This window comes from Streptomyces sp. NPDC028991, assembly GCF_055564775.1.
The window spans coordinates 435,949-455,975 of the sequence record NZ_JBVHVP010000003.1; the positions used below are offsets into that span (position 1 = coordinate 435,949).

The 20,027-nt window shown below is 71.4% G+C and carries 20 protein-coding genes; 7 read left to right on the forward strand and 13 right to left on the reverse strand.

Annotation, left to right across the window (positions count from 1 at the left end; translation table 11 throughout):
• Positions 1–114 precede the first annotated feature (114 nt).
• Positions 115–993 (forward strand): alpha/beta fold hydrolase, encoded by an 879-nt coding sequence (locus ACZ4V1_RS09640; protein ID WP_468331989.1) that lies wholly within the window; start codon positions 115–117, stop codon positions 991–993.
• Here the strand turns inward: ACZ4V1_RS09640 and ACZ4V1_RS09645 are convergent.
• The 9 genes from ACZ4V1_RS09645 to ACZ4V1_RS09685 all read right to left on the reverse strand — a co-directional run bounded on the left by ACZ4V1_RS09645 (position 945) and on the right by ACZ4V1_RS09685 (position 9,430).
• Positions 945–1,814 carry an alpha/beta fold hydrolase gene (locus tag ACZ4V1_RS09645; protein WP_468331992.1) on the reverse strand — a complete coding sequence of 290 codons (870 nt, stop codon included), beginning with the start codon at positions 1,812–1,814 and terminating at the stop codon, positions 945–947. The genes ACZ4V1_RS09640 and ACZ4V1_RS09645 overlap by 49 nt on opposite strands.
• 396 nt (positions 1,815–2,210) lie before the next feature.
• Entirely contained in the window at positions 2,211–3,479 is a 1,269-nt protein-coding gene (locus ACZ4V1_RS09650) for a beta-ketoacyl-[acyl-carrier-protein] synthase family protein (RefSeq protein ID WP_468331995.1), read from the reverse strand.
• On the reverse strand, positions 3,476–3,733 hold the full coding sequence (locus ACZ4V1_RS09655; RefSeq protein ID WP_468331998.1) for an acyl carrier protein: 258 nt from the start codon (positions 3,731–3,733) through the stop codon (positions 3,476–3,478). The genes ACZ4V1_RS09650 and ACZ4V1_RS09655 overlap by 4 nt, the downstream gene beginning before the upstream one ends.
• A 103-nt stretch (positions 3,734–3,836) precedes the next feature.
• The gene (locus tag ACZ4V1_RS09660; protein ID WP_468332001.1) at positions 3,837–4,955 is read right to left on the reverse strand and encodes a 2-oxo acid dehydrogenase subunit E2; all 1,119 of its coding nucleotides are present in this window, start codon (positions 4,953–4,955) and stop codon (positions 3,837–3,839) included.
• Positions 4,952–5,965 carry an alpha-ketoacid dehydrogenase subunit beta gene (locus ACZ4V1_RS09665; RefSeq protein WP_468332004.1) on the reverse strand — a complete coding sequence of 338 codons (1,014 nt, stop codon included), beginning with the start codon at positions 5,963–5,965 and terminating at the stop codon, positions 4,952–4,954. Before ACZ4V1_RS09665 ends, ACZ4V1_RS09660 begins: the two co-directional genes overlap by 4 nt.
• On the reverse strand, positions 5,962–6,933 hold the full coding sequence (locus ACZ4V1_RS09670) for a thiamine pyrophosphate-dependent dehydrogenase E1 component subunit alpha (RefSeq protein ID WP_468332007.1): 972 nt from the start codon (positions 6,931–6,933) through the stop codon (positions 5,962–5,964). The genes ACZ4V1_RS09665 and ACZ4V1_RS09670 overlap by 4 nt, the downstream gene beginning before the upstream one ends.
• Before the next feature lie 10 nt (positions 6,934–6,943).
• Positions 6,944–7,906, reverse strand: a complete 963-nt coding sequence (locus tag ACZ4V1_RS09675; RefSeq protein ID WP_468332010.1) for a ketoacyl-ACP synthase III — start codon at positions 7,904–7,906, stop codon at positions 6,944–6,946.
• Positions 7,906–8,178 carry an acyl carrier protein gene (locus ACZ4V1_RS09680; protein ID WP_365616138.1) on the reverse strand — a complete coding sequence of 91 codons (273 nt, stop codon included), beginning with the start codon at positions 8,176–8,178 and terminating at the stop codon, positions 7,906–7,908. Before ACZ4V1_RS09680 ends, ACZ4V1_RS09675 begins: the two co-directional genes overlap by 1 nt.
• A 70-nt stretch (positions 8,179–8,248) precedes the next feature.
• Complete coding sequence (locus tag ACZ4V1_RS09685; protein ID WP_468332013.1) at positions 8,249–9,430, reverse strand: thioester reductase domain-containing protein; 1,182 nt, start codon at positions 9,428–9,430, stop codon at positions 8,249–8,251.
• Between the two features lie 383 nt (positions 9,431–9,813).
• On the opposite strand from ACZ4V1_RS09685, the gene ACZ4V1_RS09690 reads away from it, so the two are divergent.
• The 6 genes from ACZ4V1_RS09690 (at position 9,814) to ACZ4V1_RS09715 (ending at position 16,234) form a co-directional block, all read left to right on the forward strand.
• On the forward strand, positions 9,814–10,395 hold the full coding sequence (locus tag ACZ4V1_RS09690) for an HD domain-containing protein (protein ID WP_468332016.1): 582 nt from the start codon (positions 9,814–9,816) through the stop codon (positions 10,393–10,395).
• Positions 10,396–10,444: 49 nt separating this feature from the next.
• A complete protein-coding gene (locus ACZ4V1_RS09695) occupies positions 10,445–12,202 on the forward strand; it encodes an NAD(P)/FAD-dependent oxidoreductase (RefSeq protein ID WP_468332019.1) in 1,758 nt (585 codons plus the stop codon).
• A 79-nt stretch (positions 12,203–12,281) separates the two neighbouring features.
• Positions 12,282–12,878, forward strand: coding sequence for an RNA polymerase sigma factor (locus tag ACZ4V1_RS09700; protein WP_468332022.1), 597 nt, complete (start codon positions 12,282–12,284; stop codon positions 12,876–12,878).
• A gap of 53 nt (positions 12,879–12,931) precedes the next feature.
• The gene (locus ACZ4V1_RS09705) at positions 12,932–13,642 is read left to right on the forward strand and encodes a hypothetical protein (protein ID WP_468332025.1); all 711 of its coding nucleotides are present in this window, start codon (positions 12,932–12,934) and stop codon (positions 13,640–13,642) included.
• Positions 13,643–13,734: 92 nt separating this feature from the next.
• Positions 13,735–15,312: an ABC1 kinase family protein gene (locus tag ACZ4V1_RS09710; protein ID WP_468332028.1), complete on the forward strand. Its 1,578-nt coding sequence runs from the start codon at positions 13,735–13,737 to the stop codon at positions 15,310–15,312.
• Between the two features lie 43 nt (positions 15,313–15,355).
• The gene (locus tag ACZ4V1_RS09715) at positions 15,356–16,234 is read left to right on the forward strand and encodes an SAM-dependent methyltransferase (RefSeq protein WP_468332031.1); all 879 of its coding nucleotides are present in this window, start codon (positions 15,356–15,358) and stop codon (positions 16,232–16,234) included.
• Between the two features lie 58 nt (positions 16,235–16,292).
• Here the strand turns inward: ACZ4V1_RS09715 and ACZ4V1_RS09720 are convergent, their stop codons facing one another.
• The 4 genes from ACZ4V1_RS09720 to ACZ4V1_RS09735 all read right to left on the reverse strand — a co-directional run bounded on the left by ACZ4V1_RS09720 (position 16,293) and on the right by ACZ4V1_RS09735 (position 19,983).
• On the reverse strand, positions 16,293–17,534 hold the full coding sequence (locus ACZ4V1_RS09720; protein ID WP_468332034.1) for a wax ester/triacylglycerol synthase domain-containing protein: 1,242 nt from the start codon (positions 17,532–17,534) through the stop codon (positions 16,293–16,295).
• Positions 17,535–17,625: 91 nt separating this feature from the next.
• Positions 17,626–18,948 (reverse strand): NAD(P)/FAD-dependent oxidoreductase, encoded by a 1,323-nt coding sequence (locus ACZ4V1_RS09725; protein WP_468332037.1) that lies wholly within the window; start codon positions 18,946–18,948, stop codon positions 17,626–17,628.
• Entirely contained in the window at positions 18,945–19,544 is a 600-nt protein-coding gene (locus ACZ4V1_RS09730; RefSeq protein WP_468332040.1) for a flavin reductase family protein, read from the reverse strand. The genes ACZ4V1_RS09725 and ACZ4V1_RS09730 overlap by 4 nt, the downstream gene beginning before the upstream one ends.
• Positions 19,516–19,983 (reverse strand): aromatase/cyclase, encoded by a 468-nt coding sequence (locus tag ACZ4V1_RS09735; protein ID WP_468332043.1) that lies wholly within the window; start codon positions 19,981–19,983, stop codon positions 19,516–19,518. The genes ACZ4V1_RS09730 and ACZ4V1_RS09735 overlap by 29 nt, the downstream gene beginning before the upstream one ends.
• Between the last annotated feature and the right edge of the window lie 44 nt (positions 19,984–20,027).

A 20,027-nucleotide genomic window follows, 5' to 3' on the forward strand; every position in this document is an offset into this window, starting at 1 on the left:
CTTACTGACAAGGTGTCTACGCAACGTCGTCGTTCATCTGTTCCCGACGACACGTGTTCCCACAACGCGCGTTCCCACAACACGTGTTCCCGACAAGGAGCAACAAGGAGCCCCATGTCCGCAACGCTCTCCTTCACGGCCCCCACCGAGCACGGTCCACAGGACATCACCCTCGCCTACGCGCGCGTGGGTGAGGGCGAGCCGCTGCTACTGCTGCACGGCATAGGTCATCACCGGCAGGCCTGGGACCCGGTGGTCGACATCCTCGCGACCGAGCGCGAGGTGATAGCCGTGGACCTGCCGGGGTTCGGGCAGTCGTCCGCGCTGCCGCACGGCCTGCCGCACGATCTGCCGACGACGAGCGCGGTACTCGGCGCCTTCTGCGCGGCGCTGGGGCTCGACCGGCCGCACGTGGCCGGCAACTCGCTGGGCGGTCTGCTGGCCCTGGAGCTCGGCCGCGAGAACCTGGTGCGGTCGGTGACGGCCCTGTCCCCGGCCGGCTTCTGGACGCAGGCCGAGCGGCGCTACGCCTTCGGCGTCCTGATGGGGTTGCGCCGGACCGCCCGGGGCCTGCCCCTCCCCCTGGTCGAGCGGCTGTCCCGCACCGCGGTCGGCCGCACCGCGCTGACGAGTGCGATCTACGCCCGTCCCGGCCGCCGCTCCCCCGAGGCGGTCGTCGCCGAGACGCTGGCGCTCGCACACGCGCAGGGGTTCTCCGAGACGCTCCGGGCCGGACGGAGCGTGCGGTTCACCGACGACGTGCCCGGCGTCCCCGTCACCGTGGCGTGGGGCAACCGGGACCGGCTGCTCCTGCCCCGGCAGGGCATACGCGCCAAGCACGCCATTCCGCGGGCCCGCCTGGTACGGCTGCCCGGCTGCGGCCACGTCCCGATGAACGACGACCCGGCGCTGGTCGCCCGCGTTCTCCTGGACGGCAGCAGGGCTCAGTCGGCCAGGGCCTTGAGGACCTCGTTCAGCACGGTCGCGTTGTAGGGCATGCTCACGTGCGGGGTGTGGTCGTCCGGGTCGATGTCCTGCAGGACGATGTTGTTGACGTAGCGCCCCTCGGTCTTCGCGAGGGCGCACGACGTGTACGGAGTGACCACGTCGTCGTACTGGGTGGCGATGACGGTGTGGCGGACGCCCTCCGTCGTCTCGCCGAGTTCGGCCAGCTCGCGCTGGAAGGGGTGGTCGTGCTGGAGTTGCGGCCAGGCGGGCACGACCTCCCCGACGGTGCCCTGTTCGAGGAGTTCCGCCGCGCCGGGAATCTGGCGGGCGAGGTTCATCAGCCCCTGTGCCGTGACTCCGTGGTTGCTGGGCGCGATGCCGACGAAGTTGCGCACCTTGGGCCCTCCGCCCAGGGCGTTCAGGTAGTAGCGCGGCATCATGCCGCCCTGCGAGAAGCCGACCACGTCGACCTCCTGGGCGCCGGTCCGCCGCAGCACCTCGTCGACGAAGTCCGCGAGCTGCCGGGCGGAGTGCTTGATGTCGCCCAGGCCGAAGATCAGGGGGTTGCCGTGCTGGCCGTAGTCGAGCCGGAAGACCCGGTGACCGTGCTGCCGTAGCAGCGGTGTTGCCGTGTTCCAGGTGTAGCCCCGGTTTCCGAAGGTGCCGTGCACGAGCACCACCGGACGCGGACGCTCCTCGGAGGGCGGGGCGTTCCAGTCGTCCTCTCCCGCCGGTACGTCGACGGTCGCGATGACCTGCGCTCCGCCGGCCCGGGCGACCGCACCCAGGCGGTGCGGGGCCTCGGTGATGTCCGTGACGACGTCGTCCGAGTTGGCACCGGGGATGCGGGGATTGAGGAAACTCACGGTCTTCTCCCTTTCGTTGGGGAATGGCGCTGAGATCGATCCGGCTCCTCAGTCTCGCGTCCATTGAATTCCGCAACTTTCCTTCGACCGGGGGGAAAGAATTCACTCCATCACGGCAGCTGCGGATGCGGATGCGTTGTGTGTTGAGGCTGGTCAGCGAGATGGCGAGGTGTCTGCGGGCATGGTTACGGCCACCGTGATCATGAACTTTTGTGATGACGCTTCAGAACCAGGTGGCCGTGGAGGCGCCGCGAGATCCGTGCCTGCCTCCGAGCCTTCTCAGAGCTGTCCCGATCGGCTGTGCACGGAGCCGAAGCCCGCGCCCTGATCGCGAAGGCTCCCAACGGCGGTCGACGGAGCGGTCGTTCGGATGGCCGTGCCGCCGCCTGGAGATGCTCACGGTGAAGGAGCGGCGGGCTCCCGGGCCGGTTCGGTGGGGCAGCTTCTGAAGGCGAGTACGGCGTTGTGGCCGCCGAAGCCGAAGGAATGGCTCAGGGCGAGGTCGACGGGCTGCGCCCGGCTGGTGCCGGTGACGGCGTTGATCTCGGCGTCTCCTTCCTGTTTCTCGAGGTTGGCCACGGGAGGCACCCGGCCGTGGGCCACGGACAGGGCGGTGATCGCCGCTTCGACCGCCCCGGCCGCGCCGAGCAGGTGGCCGAGGGTGCCCTTGACCGAGGTCACGGAGGGCTGATGAGGGAAGAGGCGTTGGATCAGACGGGCCTCGGCGGCGTCGTTGAGCGGCGTGCCGGTGCCGTGCGCGTTGATGTGCTGCACGTCCGCGGGGCGGGCGCCGGCGTCGTCGAGGGCCCGCCGCACGGCGAGGGCGGCGCCCTTGCCCTCGGGGTCGGGTGCCACGGGGTGGTGGGCGTCGGACGATGCTCCGTAGCCCGCCAGCAGAGCGTAGCCGGAGCGTCCGCGGGCCCTGGCCGCACTCGCCGGCTCCAGGACCAGGGCCGCACCGCCCTCCGCCATGACGAAGCCGTCCCGGGCGGCGTCGAAGGGCCGGGAGGCGGCCCGCGGGTCGTCGCCGCGCCGGGACAGCGCGCCCATCCGGTCGAAACCGGTGACCCAGAAGGGCTGTACGACCGCGTCGGAGGCCCCCGCGACGGCGATGTCGCAGGCCCCGGAGCGCAGGAGTTGCAGGGCGGTGCCGATGGCGGTGGCGCCGGAGGCGCAGGCGGTGACCGTGCACAGCGCCGGGCCCCGGGCACGCAGGTGGATGGTGAGCTGTCCGGTGGCCATGTTGGGCAGGAACATCGGCAGCATCATCGGTGAGACGCGTGCCGTGCCCAGTTCGAGCAGTTTACGGTGCTGTTCCAGCATGGTGCCGGTGCCGCCGGCCGAGCTGCCGAAGACCACCGCGACGCGGTCCGCGTCCCAGTCGGCCGGGTCCAGGCCGGCGTCGGAGACCGCCTCCAGGGCGGCGTAGAGGGCGAACTGGGTGAAGCGGTCGTACTGCCAGGGGCGTGAGCCGGGGACGTGACCGCGGGGGGAGAAGTCCGGTACGAGGCAGGCGAAGTCGACCGGGAGACCCTTGAGTTCGGGGACGTACCGGGCGGTGGGGCGGCCCGCGCACACGCCGTCCCAGGTGGCCTCGCGGCCGGTGCCGGCCGGAGTGACCAGGCCGATCCCGGTGACTGCGACGTCGGGCCGGGCGCCGGTCACGGCTTGACGGCCTGGGCGATGAGGTCGGCCACGCCGGCCAGGGTGAGATCCGGGTCCGCCTCGCCGTCCTGTACTTCGATGCCGAGTTCCTCGGTGATTACGACGAAGAGCTCCACCACGGCCAGCGAGTCGAGGTCCAGCTGTTCGAAGGTCGCGGTGGGGGCGATGGCCTCGGGGGGCACTTCGAACTTCTCGCTGAGAACCGAGGCGAGCAGGTCGTAGGCGCGGCTGTGGGGGCTGGTGTCGGTGGTCATGTCAGGGGTGTCCTTTCCGGTCCGACGGGCGGTACCCCGGGGTGGTGGGGTTCCGTGTGGTGGGGTTCTGCGGTGGCGGGGTTCCGTGGTGGCGGGTCGGCGGTCAGCCGAGCGCGGCCGGTGCCTCCAGCTCCGCCTTGACGTCCTCAAGCAGGGCCATCGCGTCCCTGCCGTTGACCACCCGGTGGTCGTAGACCAGGCCGAGGTGGACGAACCGGTGGCTGCGAGGGGTGCCCTGCGCGTCCAGGAGCACCTGGTCGTCGACGGCGCCGATGGAGATCACGCAGGTCTGGCCGGGGAAGACGATGGGGGTGGCCAGGACCATACCCTCGGTGGTGTGCGGGGCGACCATGATGTTGGCACCGGCGAGTTCGGCGGCCTGGAACGTGCCCCGGAACGCCTTGCTCCGGAAGCCGGTCAGCAGGTCGGCGATCCGGTCGCTGCTCAGCTCGGCGGCGTCGTGCACCACCGGGGTGTACAGGCCTCGGCCCGCGTCCATGGTGACGCCCACATGGGCCCGTTCGCTCTCGCGTACCGCGCCGTCGTCGGTGAGCGCGGCGAACATCAGGGGGTGTGCCGCGTGCCGGCGCGCCACCGCCTTGATCAGCAGGACGGGCAGGGAGACGAAACTGCCGGTGCGCTCGGACAGCTGCCGGGCCAGTTCCTCCGCCTGTCCGACGTCGACCTTGGCGTAGGCGGCCGCGGCCGGAACGGTCCGCATCGACTCGGTCACCACCGCCCCCACCGTCCGCTGTCGCTTCGACAGTTGGCGCTGGGGGGAGGGGGGCGCCGACGCGGCCCGCCGCACCAGGGCCTCGACATCGGCCGTACGGATCACCGTGCGCCCGAGACCGCACAGCTCGGCCTCGGACACGCCGTGGCGGTCGGCGAGCGCACGGGCCGCGTTGGTGATGCTCAGCTCCGCGCCGGGGGGTGCGGATGTCGCCACCGGGGTGGCGGCCGACGCCCGGTAGGAGTCGCGCTCCTCGGCCGACTCGAAGAGGTAGGCGATGGTCTGCCCCGGCCTGCAGTCCTGGCCGCCGACGACGAGGACGTGCAGGATTCCGGGGCCGGTGCTCTCGATCTCCTCACTGGCCTTGGAGGTCTCCACGACCGCCAGCGGTTCCTCGCCCTCGATACTGCTGCCGTCGGGGACGAGCCACTCGACCAGGGTGTAGCTGGAGTCGTTCGTGTTGAGCGTGGGCAGCTCGATGCCGATCACTTCGTCGCCTCCATGATCGCGCGGTGGATGGTGGACGCCTGGAGCAGCACGTCGTGCTCCAGGTGCGCCGCGGTCGGTACGATGCTCGGCTCGGCACTCAGCGGCAGCACCGGGCGGGCCAGTCGGCTCCACAGCTGCTCGTGGAGTTGCTGTGCGAGCAGCTCGCCCCAGGTCCCGTCGGCCGTGGAGTCCTCCATGACACAGATGCGGTCGGCACGGGACAGCACCGGGAGCAGCGCCTTGCTGTCGAAGGGGTAGAGCTGGGAGGGCACCAGCAGTTCACACGTGATCTCCTCTTCGAGGAGCAGGGTGCGCAGGGCGGCGACGGCCCGTTCGGTGAGCCCGCCCGGGGCCAGGACGATCCAGTCGGGGGGCCCGCAGTCCGGCGCGAACACCCGGGCGGTCTCGCTGGGATCGGCCAGTACCTCGTAGCGGAAGAGGTCGTCCACGACCCCCGCCTGGTACATGGCGCGGGTGTAGAGCACCTTGTCCTCGAAGAGCACACCGGGCTCCTCGCGGTCGAGCATCGCGGTCAGTACGCGCTGGTTGTCGTGGAACGGGGAGACTTCCCGCAGGTGCAGCGAGGGAATGCCGAGGAAGTGCTTCTGCAGGCTCTGGCTGTGCGTCGGGCCGTACCCCCGGTTGCCGCCGGTGGGGCAGCGGACGACCATGCTCATCGGAACCCTGCGGCCGTACATCGACACGGACTTGGCGGCGAAGTTCAGCAGCGGGTCGAAGGCCAGCGCGGCGAAGTCCGAGAACATCATCTCGACCACGGACCGGTTGCCGGCCAGGGCCAGGCCCGCGCCCACGCCGGCGATGCCGCCTTCGCTCAGCGGTGAGGAGAGCACCCGGTCCGGGAAGCGGTCGGAGAGGCCCCGGGTCACCTTGAACGCCCCACCGTACGGGTCGGCGACGTCCTCGCCGATCAGATAGGTGCCGGGGTGGGCGCCGAGGAGGTGGTGCAGTGCGCTGTTGAGGTTCTCGGCCACGCGCTGGCGCCTGGTCATCGGGCCTCCCATCGGGACGCCGGACGCGCGCCGACCTCTCGTACGACGGCGGCGACGGCCTCCGCCTGTGCCTGGTCGGCGGCGGCGAACTGTGCGGGATGGTCCTGTCGGTAGCGGCGGTACCAGTCGTGCCGGGCCGCTCGCTCACGGACCTCGGCCGCGCGGGTGTCGTCCCCCTTGCTGTGCGGGCCCACGCGGTGGGTCACGCACTCGACCACGTACGGCCGGTGCCGGTCGCGGACCTGCTCGACCACGGGGGTGAGGGCGGCGCGTACGTCGGTGACGTCCACGGAGTCGATCCGCAGGTGCCCGACGCCGAAGGCCGCCGCCCGGGTCGCGACGGTGCCGGACATCTGCCGCTCGGTCGGTGTCGACTGGGCGATCCCGTTGTGCTCCACCACGACGAGCACCGGGACCTGCCACAGCTGCGCCATGTTGAGCGCCTCGTACACGGCGCCCTCGCCCCAGGTGCCGTCGCCGATGTGCACCACCGCGATCCGGCCCGGCTCGGCCCGCTTCAGGTGCAGGCCGACTCCCACGGCGACGGGCAGGCTCTGGCCCTGTACGCCGGTCGACAGGTAGCGGTCGCGGTAGAGGTGCTGGCTGCCGCCTACGCCGTGGCAGACGGCACCGGCCCGCCCCATGATCTCCGCGAGCAGACCGTGCGGGTCGTGGAAGCGGGCCAGGTAGTGGCCGTGCCCGCGGTGGTTGCTGAAGACGTAGTCGCCCTCGTCCAGCAGCGGGTAGAGCGCGACGGGGATGTACTCCTGGCCGAGGCAGGTGTGCGTGGTGCCGTGCAGCCGGCCCTGGGAGAACAGCTCCAGCACGGCCAGTTCGAAGTGGCGGATCATCAGCAGGGTGCCGAGATCGGCGTCGGACAGACGGGACAGGGGACGGGCCACGACACCGGCTTCGGATTCGCCGGCGGGCCTGAGGTCGACCGCGGGGGACGCGGACGTGACGTTCATGAAGTGCTCCTTACGGAAGTTCGACCACCTGGGCGCACCAGGTCAGCCCGGCGCCGAAGCCCAGGAGCAGCGCCTTGTCGCCGGGCCGTACGGTGGCCGAGGCGAGCAGCGACTCCAGAGCCAGCGGGATGGACGCCGAACTGGTGTTGCCGTCGGTGACGATGCTGCGGGCGATCGCCACGTGCGCGGGCGGGCGCAGTCGGCGCACCATCGCGTCGATCAGCCGCCCGTTGCACTGGTGCGGCACGAAGGCGCCGATGTCGTCCCAGGTGAGCCCGGCCGCGTCGAGTGCGTCCCGGGCCACTTGCGGCATGTGCGAACCGAACCAGCGGACCACCCGGGTGCCGTCCATGTGCATGTACGGGCGGGCGGCACCGGGTTTGGGCGGGGCGCTGGTCATCCAGGGCTCACCAGGGCCGTGGGTTCCCCACACCGCCGGTCCGATCCCGCCGTGCTCCGTGGCGCTGACCACCGCGGCCCCGGCGGCATCGCCGAAGACCATGACGGTCCCGCAGTCGTCGGGGTCGGTGATGTCGCTCAGCCGCTCGGCGGCGACGACCAGGATCTGACGCGCCTGCTGTGCGGCGATGAGTCCGGAGGCCAGGGTCAGCCCGTAACTGAACCCGGCGCACCCGCCGTTGACGTCGAACCCGCCGGCCCGGCCGGCTCCGATGCGGTGGGTGAGACTGGCGGCCCGGCACGATGCCTGGCCGACGCTGCTGGCGGAGGAGAACAGGACACAGTCCAGGTCCTCGGCGAGCAGGCCCGCGTGGGCCAGGGCCTTGTCCGCCGCCTGCGCGGCCATCTCGACGAAGGTGTCGTCGGGGTCGGCCTTCAGCCTGGTCCGGATTCCGGTGATCTGCTCGATCCAGCCTTCCTCATGGCCGAACCTGGTGTCGAGTTCGGTGCTGGTGAGCAGGCCACCGGGGCGGTAGACGCCGATGCCGGTCAGCCGTCCCGCGCCCCGGGCCATCAGCGGGCTCCGTCCGCCGCGGCGACGGCCGCCTGGCCGTTCACGTAGTCGAGGGTCCGCCGGACGGTGCGCAGGTCGTGCACCGCCTCGTCCGGGATGGGAACGCCGTAGCGCTCCTGGATCCGCTCGGCCAGTTCGATGACGGCCATCGAGTCGAACCCCAACGATGTGAAGGGCGCGTCGGCCGGCTGCTCCGAGAGCGCCCGGGCCGCTTCGGCGCCGGCGATCTCGGCCACCATCGCCGTCAGGTCTTCCAAGGTGAAAAGGGACATGCGGAAACTCCAGCTGATGAGGTGCGGGAGGGGTGCACGGGAGGGACGGGAGGAGAGAACCGCGCGTGGGTCACTGGGCGGGCAGCATGGCGTCGCGGCTCAGGAAGGCGAGCATCCTGCGGAAGTAGTCGGAGTCGAGCACGGGCGGGGCGCGGTGCGCGGACGCCGCGGTGGGGCCGGCGGTGTCCTGCCCCGGGCCCGGGATCATCTGCCGGAGGGTCTCGCCGGCCAGCCGCAGGGTGCTGCGGGGGACCTCGTCGCCCAGGTCGCGAAGCCGCTCCAGCCAGGTGTCGAACGGAACGAGCGGAAGGTCGACACCCGCGTCCGCGAAGCCCTGGAAGTACGACCGGAAGGGCAGCGGTTCGGGATCGATCACGTGGAACACCTGTCCTCGGGCACGCCGGCTCAGGGACAGGTCGACGATGGCGCGGCTGGTGAAGTCGACCGTTCCCACCGGCAGGAGACCGGGGTGGTCGGGGGCGCAGCCGGCGCGGATGCTCGCCGTCGTCAGGTGGACGAACCAGTCCGACTTCCCCACCAGGCCGGTGCGCGAGTCCGCCAGGATCACACCGGGCCGGTGCACCATCGTGGGCGATCCGCGGTCCGCGGCCTGCGCGACCAACTGCTCGGCGACCCATTTGGTGGCGCAGTAACCGGAGACACCGGCCCCGGCCTCTCGGGCCGCCGGGATCACCCCCATCGTCGAGATGTAGTGCACGGGAATCCGGCGGGTCCGGGTCGCAAGTCTCAGGATTTCCTGGGTTCCCGACACATTGCAACCGCGTAGGATCGGGTAACTCGCCAGAAGATTGACCCAAGCACCGCAGTGGTAAATGACGTCGATGCCGCGCGAGAGGCCCGAGAATTCCTCGTCGGTCAAGCCGAACCGCGGCTTCGCCAGGCTGCCGGGCACGACGTCGACCCGGGACATGTGGTGCACCGGCACATCCCGGGCGCGTAACTGACCGGCGAGTCGCTCCCGGGCCTGAGCGGCCGACTCCGCCCTCACCAGGCAGTGGATTCGAGCGTCGGTCGCAGCCAGCAGGTCGGCGAGCAGGAAACCGCCGAGGAATCCCGTGGCTCCCGTCAGCAGAATTCTCTCAGGCGGCCCTTCGGAAACATCCGTCAGAGACGACGCATCGATTTCCGCCGGAAGTCGCAAATCGTCGGCGATCGGGAAACTGACCATACCAACACCGCATTTCAGCACAGGCGAGATTCGGTCCTGACCTGAACACTCCCCGCGCCTCACGAGGTTTACTACAGAAATCTTCCACCAGTGGGAGCACAGGGCGCATCCTCCTCCCGTCACCCGCGCCCGCACCCCCACAACGGGTGAGTAGGGCTCATTCATTCGAACAGGACACCGCTCCGAATGGACGCCCGGAACGTACGCCCGGCGCGCGTTACCGGTATCGCGCGCCGCCGGTTGCACGCCAACGCGCTTACGCGGACGGAGCGTTGTGAAACGGGGGGCGGGGGGCGGAGGGCGGCCCGAGCGTAAAGACAGATGAGACGGACACAGCCAATAGGTCGCGAGGCAAGGGGGGTTGCGCCATGGCCGCAGGGCCTGAGATGCCGGAGGTCCCCGATCCCCGGGGGAGCGGGGCGAGTTCACACTCCGTCCCACCGAGGGTGTTGCCCGAGGCATGGCAGCCTCTGCTCGGCCGCCCGGCCCTCGCGGAGCTGCTCGGGCACCCCCTCGCGGGCGCCGCGCTGACGGAGATGTGCCGGCTCCTGCCGCCCCACGTCGCCGTGCACTCTCTGCGGACGTTCCTGCTCGCCGACGCCTGTGCGCGGACCCACGGGACCGCCTACGACCGGGTCGGCCTGCTGGCCGCCGCGGCGTTCCACGACGCCGGGCTGGTAGGGCGCACTCCGCTCGGTCGCGGTGGATTCCCGTGCCGCTCCGCCCAGTTGCTCGACCACTTCCTGGCCCGGCACCAGGTGGGCACGGTGCGGCGCACGACCCTCACGCGTGCGGTGCGCGAGCACATGCGGCCGTTCCCCGCTCGCGACGCCGGACCCGAGGCGCGGCTGCTGCACTTCGGCGTGTGGCTGGACGTCACCGGGCGCGGCGAGCGGCAAGTGCCCGGTGACCGACGCCTGTTGACCGGACTGGCGCCCACCCCCGGGTTCGCCGCGTCCTTCTCCGCCCGGGTGGTGGCCTGCGGGCTGCGCCGGGTGCTGCCGGGCTCCCCGGTCACCCACCGGTGACCGGGGAGCCCGGCGACTCGCCCTTCCCGTCGCGAAAGGAACCGCAGACATGCAAGAAGACCAGCGTGTTTTCGATGTCGCCATCGTCGGAGGCGGCATCGGCGGGACGATGCTGGGGACCGTACTCGCACGTCACGGCGTGCGCGTGCTGCTGCTCGAAGGCAGCGGCCACCCCCGGTTCGCCATCGGAGAGTCCACCGTCCCCGAGACCACGTTCGGGCTCCGGGTCCTGGCCCGCCGCTACGACGTCCCCGAGCTCGAGCACCTGGCGACCAACGCGGCACTGCGCCGCCACGTGTCGTCGAACAGCGGGGTCAAGCGAAACTTCAGCTTCATCTACCACCGGGAAGGTGAGCCCACCCGGCCCGACGAGTGCACCCAGTACCCCACCTGGGGGCCTCCGCTCGGTCCCGACTCGCACTACTTCCGGCAGGACGTGGACGCGTACATGTTCCACGTCGCCGTGTCCTACGGCGTGACCGCGTACACCCACACCATGGTCGACGACGTGAAGTTCGAGGAGGACGGCGCGACTCTCGTCACCCGGGACCGGGGCACCTTCCGGGCTTCGTACGTGGTCGACGCCGGCGGCATGCGGGCGGTCCTGCCCGAGCGCCTCGGGCTGCGGCAGGAACCGCCCTACCGCACGAGGTCGCGCACGATCTTCACGCACATGGTGGACGTGCGGCCCTTCGACGCCGTGGCGCCTTCGCGTGAACAGCACGGCATGCCCAGCCCGTTCAGCCAGGGAACGCTCCACCACATGTTCCCGGGCGGGTGGTTCTGGGTCATCCCGTTCGACAACCAGTCGACCAGCACGAACCAGTTGTGCAGTGTCGGCATCAACCTCGATCTCGACCAGCACCCCCGGCCGGAGGACATCTCGGCGGAGGAGGAGTTCTGGCGGTACGTGCGCCGGTTCCCCAGTGTGGCCCGGCAGTTCGAGCGCGCGCGGGCGGTCCGGCCGTACGTGTCCACCGACCGCACCCAGTTCGCCTCGCAGAAGGTGGTCGGCGACCGGTGGTGTCTGCTGCCGCACGCCAGTGACTTCATCGACCCGCTCTTCTCCAGCGGTCTCGCCGTCACCGTGATGGCGCTCAACGCCCTGGGCCACCGGCTGATCGACGCCGTGCGCAAGGACGACTTCGACACCGCCAGGTTCGCGTACCTGGACCACTGGACCAAGCGCATGTTCCGGTTCTACGACGACCTGGTGTCCTGCAGCTACATCGCGTTCGACGACTTCGACCTGTGGAACGCCTGGAACCGCGTGTGGACCATCACCACGCTGTACGGCACGAACGCCCAGAACCAGGTCGCCGTGACGTTCGAGAAGACGCACGACCCGGCCTGTTTCGACATGCTGGAGCAGCCGCCGTACCGAGGTCTCCAGGGTATGGACAACCCCTGGGTGGAGCGGATGTTCGACCAGTCGCGGGACGCCGTACTCGCCTATCGTGCGGGCGAGTTGACGAAGGAGCAGGCGATCGCACGCATCTACGAGCTGCTGGGCGAGAGCGGACTGGTCCCGGCGGTGTGGGGCACCCTGGACCCCGACGACCGGTGCCCGTCCGGGGTGTTCACCCTCTGGCCGTTGATGAAGATCCTGCTGTGGGGCAAGTACCGCTCACCGCAGCACGTCCGGGGCTCCTACTTCACCGGCGGAGCGCGGCTGGTGGGCAAGGAAGCGGTCCAGGCCTACACCACCGAGCTGCGCGCCGGCAGCTCCCAAGTGCACCAGACCGTACGGGACATGTGGCTCAACTGGAACCGCGACTGGGCGCGGCGGCCCGCTCCTCGGAAATGAGCACGGAAAAACATTCCTGCCGACTGACGGAGGCGCATATTCCGGTTTGCCGCTCCAGGGCCTCGGGTAGGAAAACCACATGGCCGAACAAATGGAAAGTCGGCCGCGGTTCTCCCTGCTCAATCCGAGAGACAACGGGCTGCAATCCACGATGGTGCGACATTCCACCTGCCAATCGCCCGCTGAATGCTCCTGGGAAGAAATCTTCCAGCATCAGGACCGCCTCATGCGGCTGGTTCGGCGAAGACTACCAAGTTTTCAGGACGCCGAGGACTGCGTTCAGGAAACCATGGCCCGGGCAGCTGCCCACGCCACGTTGGACAGGAACCGACTCGGTGCCTTTCTGACGTCCGTGGCGCTTCGCCTCTGCATCGACTTCTACCGAGACATGGAGCGTCGCAGCAGACTCCTCCAGCGTGCGGCGCTCGCGGACACTCCGGGTACGACAGAGGAGGACGTCTGCGACGAGGACTTCGGCAGATGGCTTCTGGGCCAGGTACAACACCTGCGGGGGCGTGAGCAGGAAGTCATACTCGCCCGCGCCAAGGGTATTTCCACTGCGGAATTCGCCCGCATACACAACATCTCCGTCAAGGCGGCCGAAGCCGCCTTCACCAGGGGCCGCGCGCGATTGAAGAACGTCTGCGCGAAAGCCTTGGAAGGCTGCGCCCGATAACACCCGAAACCCGCACACCTCCCATCGCAGAGAAACGGAAAGGGACCCCACTCATGGGTAACAGCAAGAACGTCCAGGACATCTTCAAGGATTTGGTCGGTGATATGACCGACAGCTGGAAGGAGGCTTTCGACGACCTCCTGAACCGAGACGACGACGACTCAGGGTCGTCGCGCGGCTCCGGCAACGCCGTCAGCACACTGGCCGGGCTGCCCCCGAACGCCCTCGCCGCACTGGCCGGGGCCGTCAACCCGGCGACCGCGCTCGCGGGTGTCACCAATCCGCTGGCTGCCCTCGGCGCAGCCGGCAACCCGCTCGCCGGCCTCGCCTCGGGGGCCGCGGGCCCGCTGGGGAACGTCGCAGGCGCAGCACAGAACCCCCTGGCCGCGCTCACCGGTGCCGCGGGCGGCGGCAACCCGCTCGCGGCCGCGCTGGGCGGGGCGGGCAACCCCCTGGCCGCGCTGGGCGGGGCGGCCAATCCGCTCGCCGCGGTCGGCGGCGCGGCCGGCGGGCTCGGTCAGCTGGCCGGAGGCCTCGGACACGCGGCGAGCGGGGCGGGCGACCTGATGGCGCTCCCGACCCAGCTCACCCAGCTGCTCCAGGTGCTGCCCAAGCTCCTCGAGGCGGTCCAGAGCCTGCAGAACCTGACCAACCTGCCGGCCCAGACCGGTCAGCAGGGGCTGGCGGCCCTGCAAGGCCTGACCGGTCAGCAGGGGCAGGGCGGAAAGCCGTCCCAGGGCGGACAGTCCTCGACCTCGGGCTGACCGGCCGTGCCACCGTCCCGCCCGGCCGTCTCCGCGATGCACGCCGACCGCCGTTCCGTACCCGGGTCCCGATCTGAGGAGGATCACACACGATGACGTCTGTCGTCGGCGATCGGCTGCGTCTCGTGGTCAGGGTCCTGGGCAGTCTCGTGGCCGACGAGGTGGGACAGGCGACCCGGCTGCGGAGGCGTACGAAGCGGGACACGCGGTCCCCGGCGGAAGGCCTCGTTGGCTCCGCCGGGTCCGCGGCCGAGGCCACCGCCGGGGCGGAGCAGCGCCGCGCCAAGGCGGTACGGCATGCCCTGGAGAGCCTCGGCCCCTTCTATGTGAAACTCGGCCAGGTCCTCTCCACCCGGCCCGACATGGTCCCCCAGTCCATCCGGGACGAACTGCAGAACCTGCACGACGAGGTCGACGTCCAGCCGTTCTCGGAGTTCGAGCCGGTACTGGCCCGGGACCTCGGGCCGAACTGGAAGCTGCGCTTCGACGACATCGAGACCGTCGCCCCGCTGGGGGCGGCGTCCCTCGCCCAGGTCTACCGCGTGACGCTGCCCGGCGGGCGCGCGGCCGTGGTGAAGATCCAGCGCCCCGGCATCCGCGAGGGCGTACTCGCGGACATGGCCCTGATGCGCCGGGCGTCGAAGATCGTGGCCCGCGTCGCTCCCCGGTTCAACGAGGTCATCGACATCGAGGCGATGCTCGGCTCGGTCTTCGACGCCATGGAGCCGGAGCTGGACTTCAACGGCGAGGCCCGCAACATGGACGAGGCACGCGAGCAGGTCCGGTCGTTCCGTTCGCTGGAGGTGCCCCGGGTACTGCACGCCAGCCCCCGGGTCCTCGTCCAGTCGCTGGCCGACGGGAAGTCGGTGCGGCACGTCGACCGCGCCCACTTCACGGACGACGAGCGCGTGGAGATCGGCAAGGACCTGCTGCGGTTCATGTACCACGGGTACTTCGTCCATCGCTTCTTCCACGCAGACCCGCACGCCGGCAACGTCTTCGCCGCTCCCGGCGGACCCGCGACGCTGATCGACTGGGGCATGGTCGGCCGCCTGGACCGCAGGACCAGTCTTCAGCTGCTGCCGCTGTTCATGACCTTGGCGCAGAACGACGGGGCCGGGCTGGCGCAGCACTGGGCGGAGATGGGCCGGATGACGCCGTGGGCCAACATGCCCGCGTTCGCCGCCGACATGGCCGCGTTCGTGCCCAAGGTCTCCCATCTCTCACTGGAGGACATGAACTTCGGCATCGCGCTCACCACCGTGCTGGGCAAGGCGACCAAGCGCGGGATCGGTTCGCCGCCGGCCGTCTCACTGCTGGGCAAGTCCTTCGCGAACCTCGACGGTTCGGTGCGGTGCCTGGCTCCCGAGATCACGCTGCCCGAGGTGTTCCAGGGGGAGGTGCCGAAGATCCTTTTCGCACTGGGCCGCGAGTTCCTCGGCCGCAACCAGTTCGCCCGGAACTCCATGGAGCTTCTGCTGGCCGCCGTCACCAGTCCGGAACAGGTCCGGGGCGTCCTCTCCGACGTGGCCAACCGCCAGTTCGCACTGAACGTCCACGAGCCGCGCACCCCCGCCGCGATGGGCGGCCAGCGGCCCACCCGCCCCTCCGGAAGTCTGCTCGCGCTGGGTGCCGCGGCCTTCCTGCTGGGCCGTCGCCGCTCCGGATGATCCGGGTCCGCACAGCCACCCCGCCCCACCTCAAGGAGATCCCATGCCGGAATCCACCCGTCCGCAGTCACCGTTCGCGCCGGCCGCCGCAACCCCGCACGGCATTCCCCGCGCGGCGCTCTGGACGGCCGCCGCGCACGCGGCGGAGTACCTCCGGCCCGCGCCGCTCGTCCGCGACGCGTGGGCCGCCGACTTCCTCCACGCGGCCGGGTTCGACGGGGGCCCGCCCGGCGACGGACCGATGCAGCGCCTGCTGCCCGACTATCAGGTGGTACGCACCCGCTTCTTCGACGACTACCTCCTCGCCGCGACCCGTTCGGGCTGCCGCCAGGTGGTGCTGCTCGGCGCCGGCCTGGACACCCGTGCCTTCCGGCTCGACTGGCCGACCGGGGTGCACGTCTTCGAGGTGGAGGACACGGCCGTACTGGCCTTCAAGGAACGCGTACTGGACGGGAGCCGGCTCTCCTGCGGACGCCGCACCGCCGTCGGGGCCGACGGCACAGCATCCTGGAAGGAGGAACTCAGGGCGGCGGGATTCGATCCCGGCAGGCCCACCGCATGGCTCTGGGAGGCACCCCTGTACTTCCTTCACCCCCCGGAGGTGGAGGCCGTCGTCGCCGCGATGACCGAACTCTCCGCCCCCGGCAGCATGTTCGGCGCCGAGTGCGTGAACTCCGCCACCACGTCCTCTCCGTTCGTCGCGCCCTTCATGGACGCCCTGTCGACGATCGGACTGGCCTGGAACTGGCAGATTACCGAGCCGGAGCGCTGGTGGGCCGAGCACGGCTGGGACGCGGCGGCCGCCGACCTGTACACGCTGCCGTACGCGGTCCAGCGCCTCTCCCCGTATCTGCCGCTGATCGGCACGGCCGCCGCGGAGAGCGTCTTCCTCACCACCGGAACGCTGCGCGGCACTCCCTGACACGGCACCACGCGCAGGCCCCGAACGGTGCGTCCGGGGCCTGCGCGTGGTGCCGTGGCTACGGCCGCTCCAGCTCCAGCAGCGCCGCGAGCCACAGGTCGGGGAGTTCGTCCGCGGTCGCCAGGGCCTCGTCGTGAACGACGGTCAGGCACACGGTGTCGTGCTGGCTCGTCAGCGTCGTCACACACCGGATGCCTGACGCGACGCCGGCGAAGGCGGCCGCGCGACGGGCCGCGACCCCCTGGTGGACCAGGGCCGTGCCGAAGTTCACGCTGCTCACCGGGCCGGCCACGAACGCCCCGCGGACCAGGCGGGTGCCGACGGTGGCGCCGAGCGTCCGCGGGGCGGCGGACAGCAGCAAGCGCATGGCGTCGCGCCGCCGGCTCTCCCGCAGCCGGCCCGTGCGGGCGACGACCCGGGCCAGGGCCCGCTGGGGTGACTCCTCGTCGCAGGGCAGCAGGAGCCGGGCGGTGACCATGCGGTTGCCCGGGGCGTACTCCTCTCCCGCGGCCCGGACCGACATCGGGATCGACACGGGCAGCGGCGGATGGGCCGAGCCGGTGTCCTTCAGGTACCAGGTGCGGACGGCGTGGGACAGAGCCGCGAGGTAGACGTCCGTGACCGTGCCGCCGTGGGCGCGGGCGATGGCGCGCAGCCGGGCCAGCGGGGTGTCGGCGTGGCAGACGTCGACGCGGCCCGTGGATTCTCCGTCGAACGCGGGTTTCGGGGTGGGCGCGCGGAAGGCGGCCACCACCTCGCCCAGGGCATCCGCGAGGCCGTGGGCGGTGGGCCGGGCGGGATGCTGCGGGGCCGGTCCGCCCTCGGGGTGGTCTCCGAGGAGAGCGCGGGCGGTGTAGGCGGCGCCCATGCCGTCCTGGAAGGTGTGGTCGGTTCGGTAGACCAGGGTGTGGCGGTCCGCCGGGCCGTGGACCAGCCACACGTCCCAGGGCGGCCGGTCGTCCGTGCTCATCGGCCGGGACAGCATCAGGCGGCTGGTCGCCGACCCGTCGGTGTCCTCGGGCAGCCACGCCTCGTGCACATGCCGGTCCACCGCGATCCGGTCCACTCGCCGGAATTTCCTGCGGTCCCGTGCGATGCGGTAGCGCAACGTCGGGACGCGGTGGACGCGTTCGGCGACCCGCGCGCGTACGGAGTCCAGAGTGGGGGCACGGCCTTCGAACCCGAACGAGAACGCGATGGGCACGGGGCTTCCGCCCGTCGCCAGGTGGAAGGCGACATCTACGGTTCCCATGGACAGGGACGGCGGCAGGCGGCCGTCCGTACCGAAGTCGGGTCGCATGGTGGAACCTCCTGGTCGGGTTCTGAGGGTCTGCGGGGCTGCGAGGCTGGGGTCTGCGGGGCTGGGGTACGGATGCGGGCCGCGTCCGCCGTCAGCATGTATGCCGCGCGATTCGCCCCATTGCGTCCACGTACGCCCGCAGCAGGGGCCGGACGGGGCCGCGTGCGGGCAGCCGCGGGGCCCGGGAACGGTGCCACGGGAGCGGTTCGCCGGGGTCCGGCTCACCCAGCAGGGCCGCGGCCACGTGCGCGCCGTGCGCCACGGACAGGGCGAGTCCGTGCCCGCAGCAGCCGCCGATGTACCAGACGTCGTCGAAGCCCGGCACCGGCCCCACCACCGGCAGGTCGTCGCCCGTCATGCCGATGCGGCCGGACCAGCGGTGGGTGACCCGTACCCGGGCGAGGTCCGGATGCAGGGACCGCAGCCACCTCTCCAGCCGGGCCCAGGCACGCTCCCTGACGGCCTGGAGACGGGGAGCGCCGATACCCGCCGGGACCGTGGCGGTACCGCCGCCCGCCACCAGGCCCTGGTCCGGGAGCAGCCGGAAGTACGGCGCCAGCGGGACGGCGTCGACGACGGAGTGTCCGGCGCGCCCGCCCAGGGCCTCGTAGGCCGGGGCGCTCAGCGGTTCGGTGGCGACGGCGTACACCTCGAGCGGCAGGACGGTGCCGACCGGCAGGTCCAGTGCCTGCGCGGCTGAGTTGACGGCCAGCACCGCCTGACCGGCGTAGAGCCTGCCGTGCGGGAGGACCAGCTCGGGGCCGACCAGATCGCCGGGGCGAAGGGCCAGCAGCGGGCTGCGGCCGTAGAACCGCACGCCCTTGTCGGCGCAGGCACGGGCGAGGGCGCAGGTCAGGGCGGCCGGGTCGAGGGTCGCGGCGGGGCGGTGCAGGAGTGCCGCCCGGTAGGGCACGCCGACCCGGTCGCGGATGCCGGCCGGGGTGAGGACGGGGACGTCCAGACCGAGTTCGCGGCAGGCGCGGGCCTGGCGGGCGAGTGCCACCAAGCCCGCGGACGACCGCGTGGCCACCAGCTGCTCGCCGGGCCGCAGCCCGCACGGCACGTCGAGCCGGGCGCACAGGTCGAGGACGTCCCGCACCGCCCGCTCGCTGGCCCGATGCATCCTGCGCGCCGTCTGCGGGCCGAAGCGGCGCACCGCACGGTCGACCGCGGGGCCGGCCCGGGGGCCCAGCAGACCGGTGCCCCGGCCGCTGGCGCCGGCGGCCGGGTACTCGGCGTCCACCACCGCGATGTCAAGCCCCGGGGCGCGTTCCGCCAGGTGGTAGGCGCAGGACAACCCGGCCAGGCCGGCCCCGACGACGGCCACGTCGGCGGTGACCACGCCGTGCAGCTGGGGCTGCGTCGGCAGTTCCGCGGGGTCCCAGTACGGCGTCCCGGCCGATGGCCTGGTCATCCGGCGGCGTCCGGCACCGGCTCGGTCAGCGCACCGAACCGGCGGTCGTGCCACAGCAGCGGGCGTCCGCCGCCCACGTGCACGGCGGCGACCCGGCCGACGACGAGGTGGTGGTCGCCGTAGCGGCGTACGTCCTCGGTCAGGCACACCGACCAGGCGAGCGCGCCGGCCAGCACGGGGACGCCCAGCACCTGCCGGGTGTCGGTACCGGCGAACCGCTCCGCCGCGGTCGTGGTGGGGGACGCGAACCGGCCCGCGAGCTCCCGCTGTTCCTCGCGCAGCAGGTGCACGGCGAAGGCCCGGCGGGCGCGGACGGCGGCGAGGGTGCGGGAGCCGTCGCGCAGACAGGCAAGGAGCAGCGGCGGGCGGGCGGAGAGCGAGGTGACGGCGGACACCGTCATGCCCAGCGGGCCGTCCTCGCCGCGGGCGGTCACGACCGTCACGCCGGCGGCCAGCTTGGCGTACAGGCCGAGACAGCGGGCAGCGCCGGGCCCCGGTTCCTCGTGCAGCGGTTCCTCGCGCGGTGGGTCGGCGGCCGTCGGCGGGGCGCCCGCGACGGCCGCCCGGTCAGTCACGAGCCGCAGCCGCGCGCTCATCGATCACCTCCGCGCCCGCAAGGCCCCGCAGCACGCGGGCCATGTTGGTCCGCACGGCCGACTCGGCCACCGGGTCGAGGATCATGGCCAGGGAAGGGATGCCGAGGTCGAAGGCCGCGGTGAAGACGACGAGCGTGCCGCCGCCCCTCGCTTCGCAGCGCCAGCTCCCCTCGAAGGTCCGGAAGTCGCCGCTGAGCTGTTCGAAGGCGATGGAGTACGTCTCGGGCGAGTAGGTGTCGCGTTCCCGCCACCGCATCAGGCCTCCCCGGAACTTGACGGTCCAGTCCGAGACCGTGGAGCCGTCGGGCAGCGGAGGCGCGACGTGCACCTCACGGAAGGTGTCGCTGTACTCGGGATAGCGGCGGAAGTCGCTGATGCGGTCGTAGACGTCGGCGGGTGCCAGTCCGTCGGCCAGGGCGTGCAGGACCACGTGGCGCATGGTTCGTTCGGTTCCTTCCCGGAGGGTTTCCGGACGCTGGTGTC

Bases quoted from the DNA above. Each gene is read 5' to 3' on its own strand.
- ACZ4V1_RS09640 (WP_468331989.1), top strand. From the start codon at position 115: ATGTCCGCAACGCTCTCCTTCACGGCCCCCACCGAGCACGGTCCACAG.
- ACZ4V1_RS09655 (WP_468331998.1), bottom strand. From the start codon at position 3,733: ATGACCACCGACACCAGCCCCCACAGCCGCGCCTACGACCTGCTCGCC.
- ACZ4V1_RS09665 (WP_468332004.1), bottom strand. From the start codon at position 5,965: ATGACCAGGCGCCAGCGCGTGGCCGAGAACCTCAACAGCGCACTGCAC.
- ACZ4V1_RS09670 (WP_468332007.1), bottom strand. From the start codon at position 6,933: ATGAACGTCACGTCCGCGTCCCCCGCGGTCGACCTCAGGCCCGCCGGC.
- ACZ4V1_RS09675 (WP_468332010.1), bottom strand. From the start codon at position 7,906: ATGGCCCGGGGCGCGGGACGGCTGACCGGCATCGGCGTCTACCGCCCC.
- ACZ4V1_RS09680 (WP_365616138.1), bottom strand. From the start codon at position 8,178: ATGTCCCTTTTCACCTTGGAAGACCTGACGGCGATGGTGGCCGAGATC.
- ACZ4V1_RS09695 (WP_468332019.1), top strand. From the start codon at position 10,445: ATGCAAGAAGACCAGCGTGTTTTCGATGTCGCCATCGTCGGAGGCGGC.
- ACZ4V1_RS09700 (WP_468332022.1), top strand. From the start codon at position 12,282: ATGGCCGAACAAATGGAAAGTCGGCCGCGGTTCTCCCTGCTCAATCCG.
- ACZ4V1_RS09705 (WP_468332025.1), top strand. From the start codon at position 12,932: ATGGGTAACAGCAAGAACGTCCAGGACATCTTCAAGGATTTGGTCGGT.
- ACZ4V1_RS09710 (WP_468332028.1), top strand. From the start codon at position 13,735: ATGACGTCTGTCGTCGGCGATCGGCTGCGTCTCGTGGTCAGGGTCCTG.
- ACZ4V1_RS09715 (WP_468332031.1), top strand. From the start codon at position 15,356: ATGCCGGAATCCACCCGTCCGCAGTCACCGTTCGCGCCGGCCGCCGCA.
- ACZ4V1_RS09720 (WP_468332034.1), bottom strand. From the start codon at position 17,534: ATGCGACCCGACTTCGGTACGGACGGCCGCCTGCCGCCGTCCCTGTCC.
- ACZ4V1_RS09725 (WP_468332037.1), bottom strand. From the start codon at position 18,948: ATGACCAGGCCATCGGCCGGGACGCCGTACTGGGACCCCGCGGAACTG.
- ACZ4V1_RS09730 (WP_468332040.1), bottom strand. From the start codon at position 19,544: ATGAGCGCGCGGCTGCGGCTCGTGACTGACCGGGCGGCCGTCGCGGGC.
- ACZ4V1_RS09735 (WP_468332043.1), bottom strand. From the start codon at position 19,983: ATGCGCCACGTGGTCCTGCACGCCCTGGCCGACGGACTGGCACCCGCC.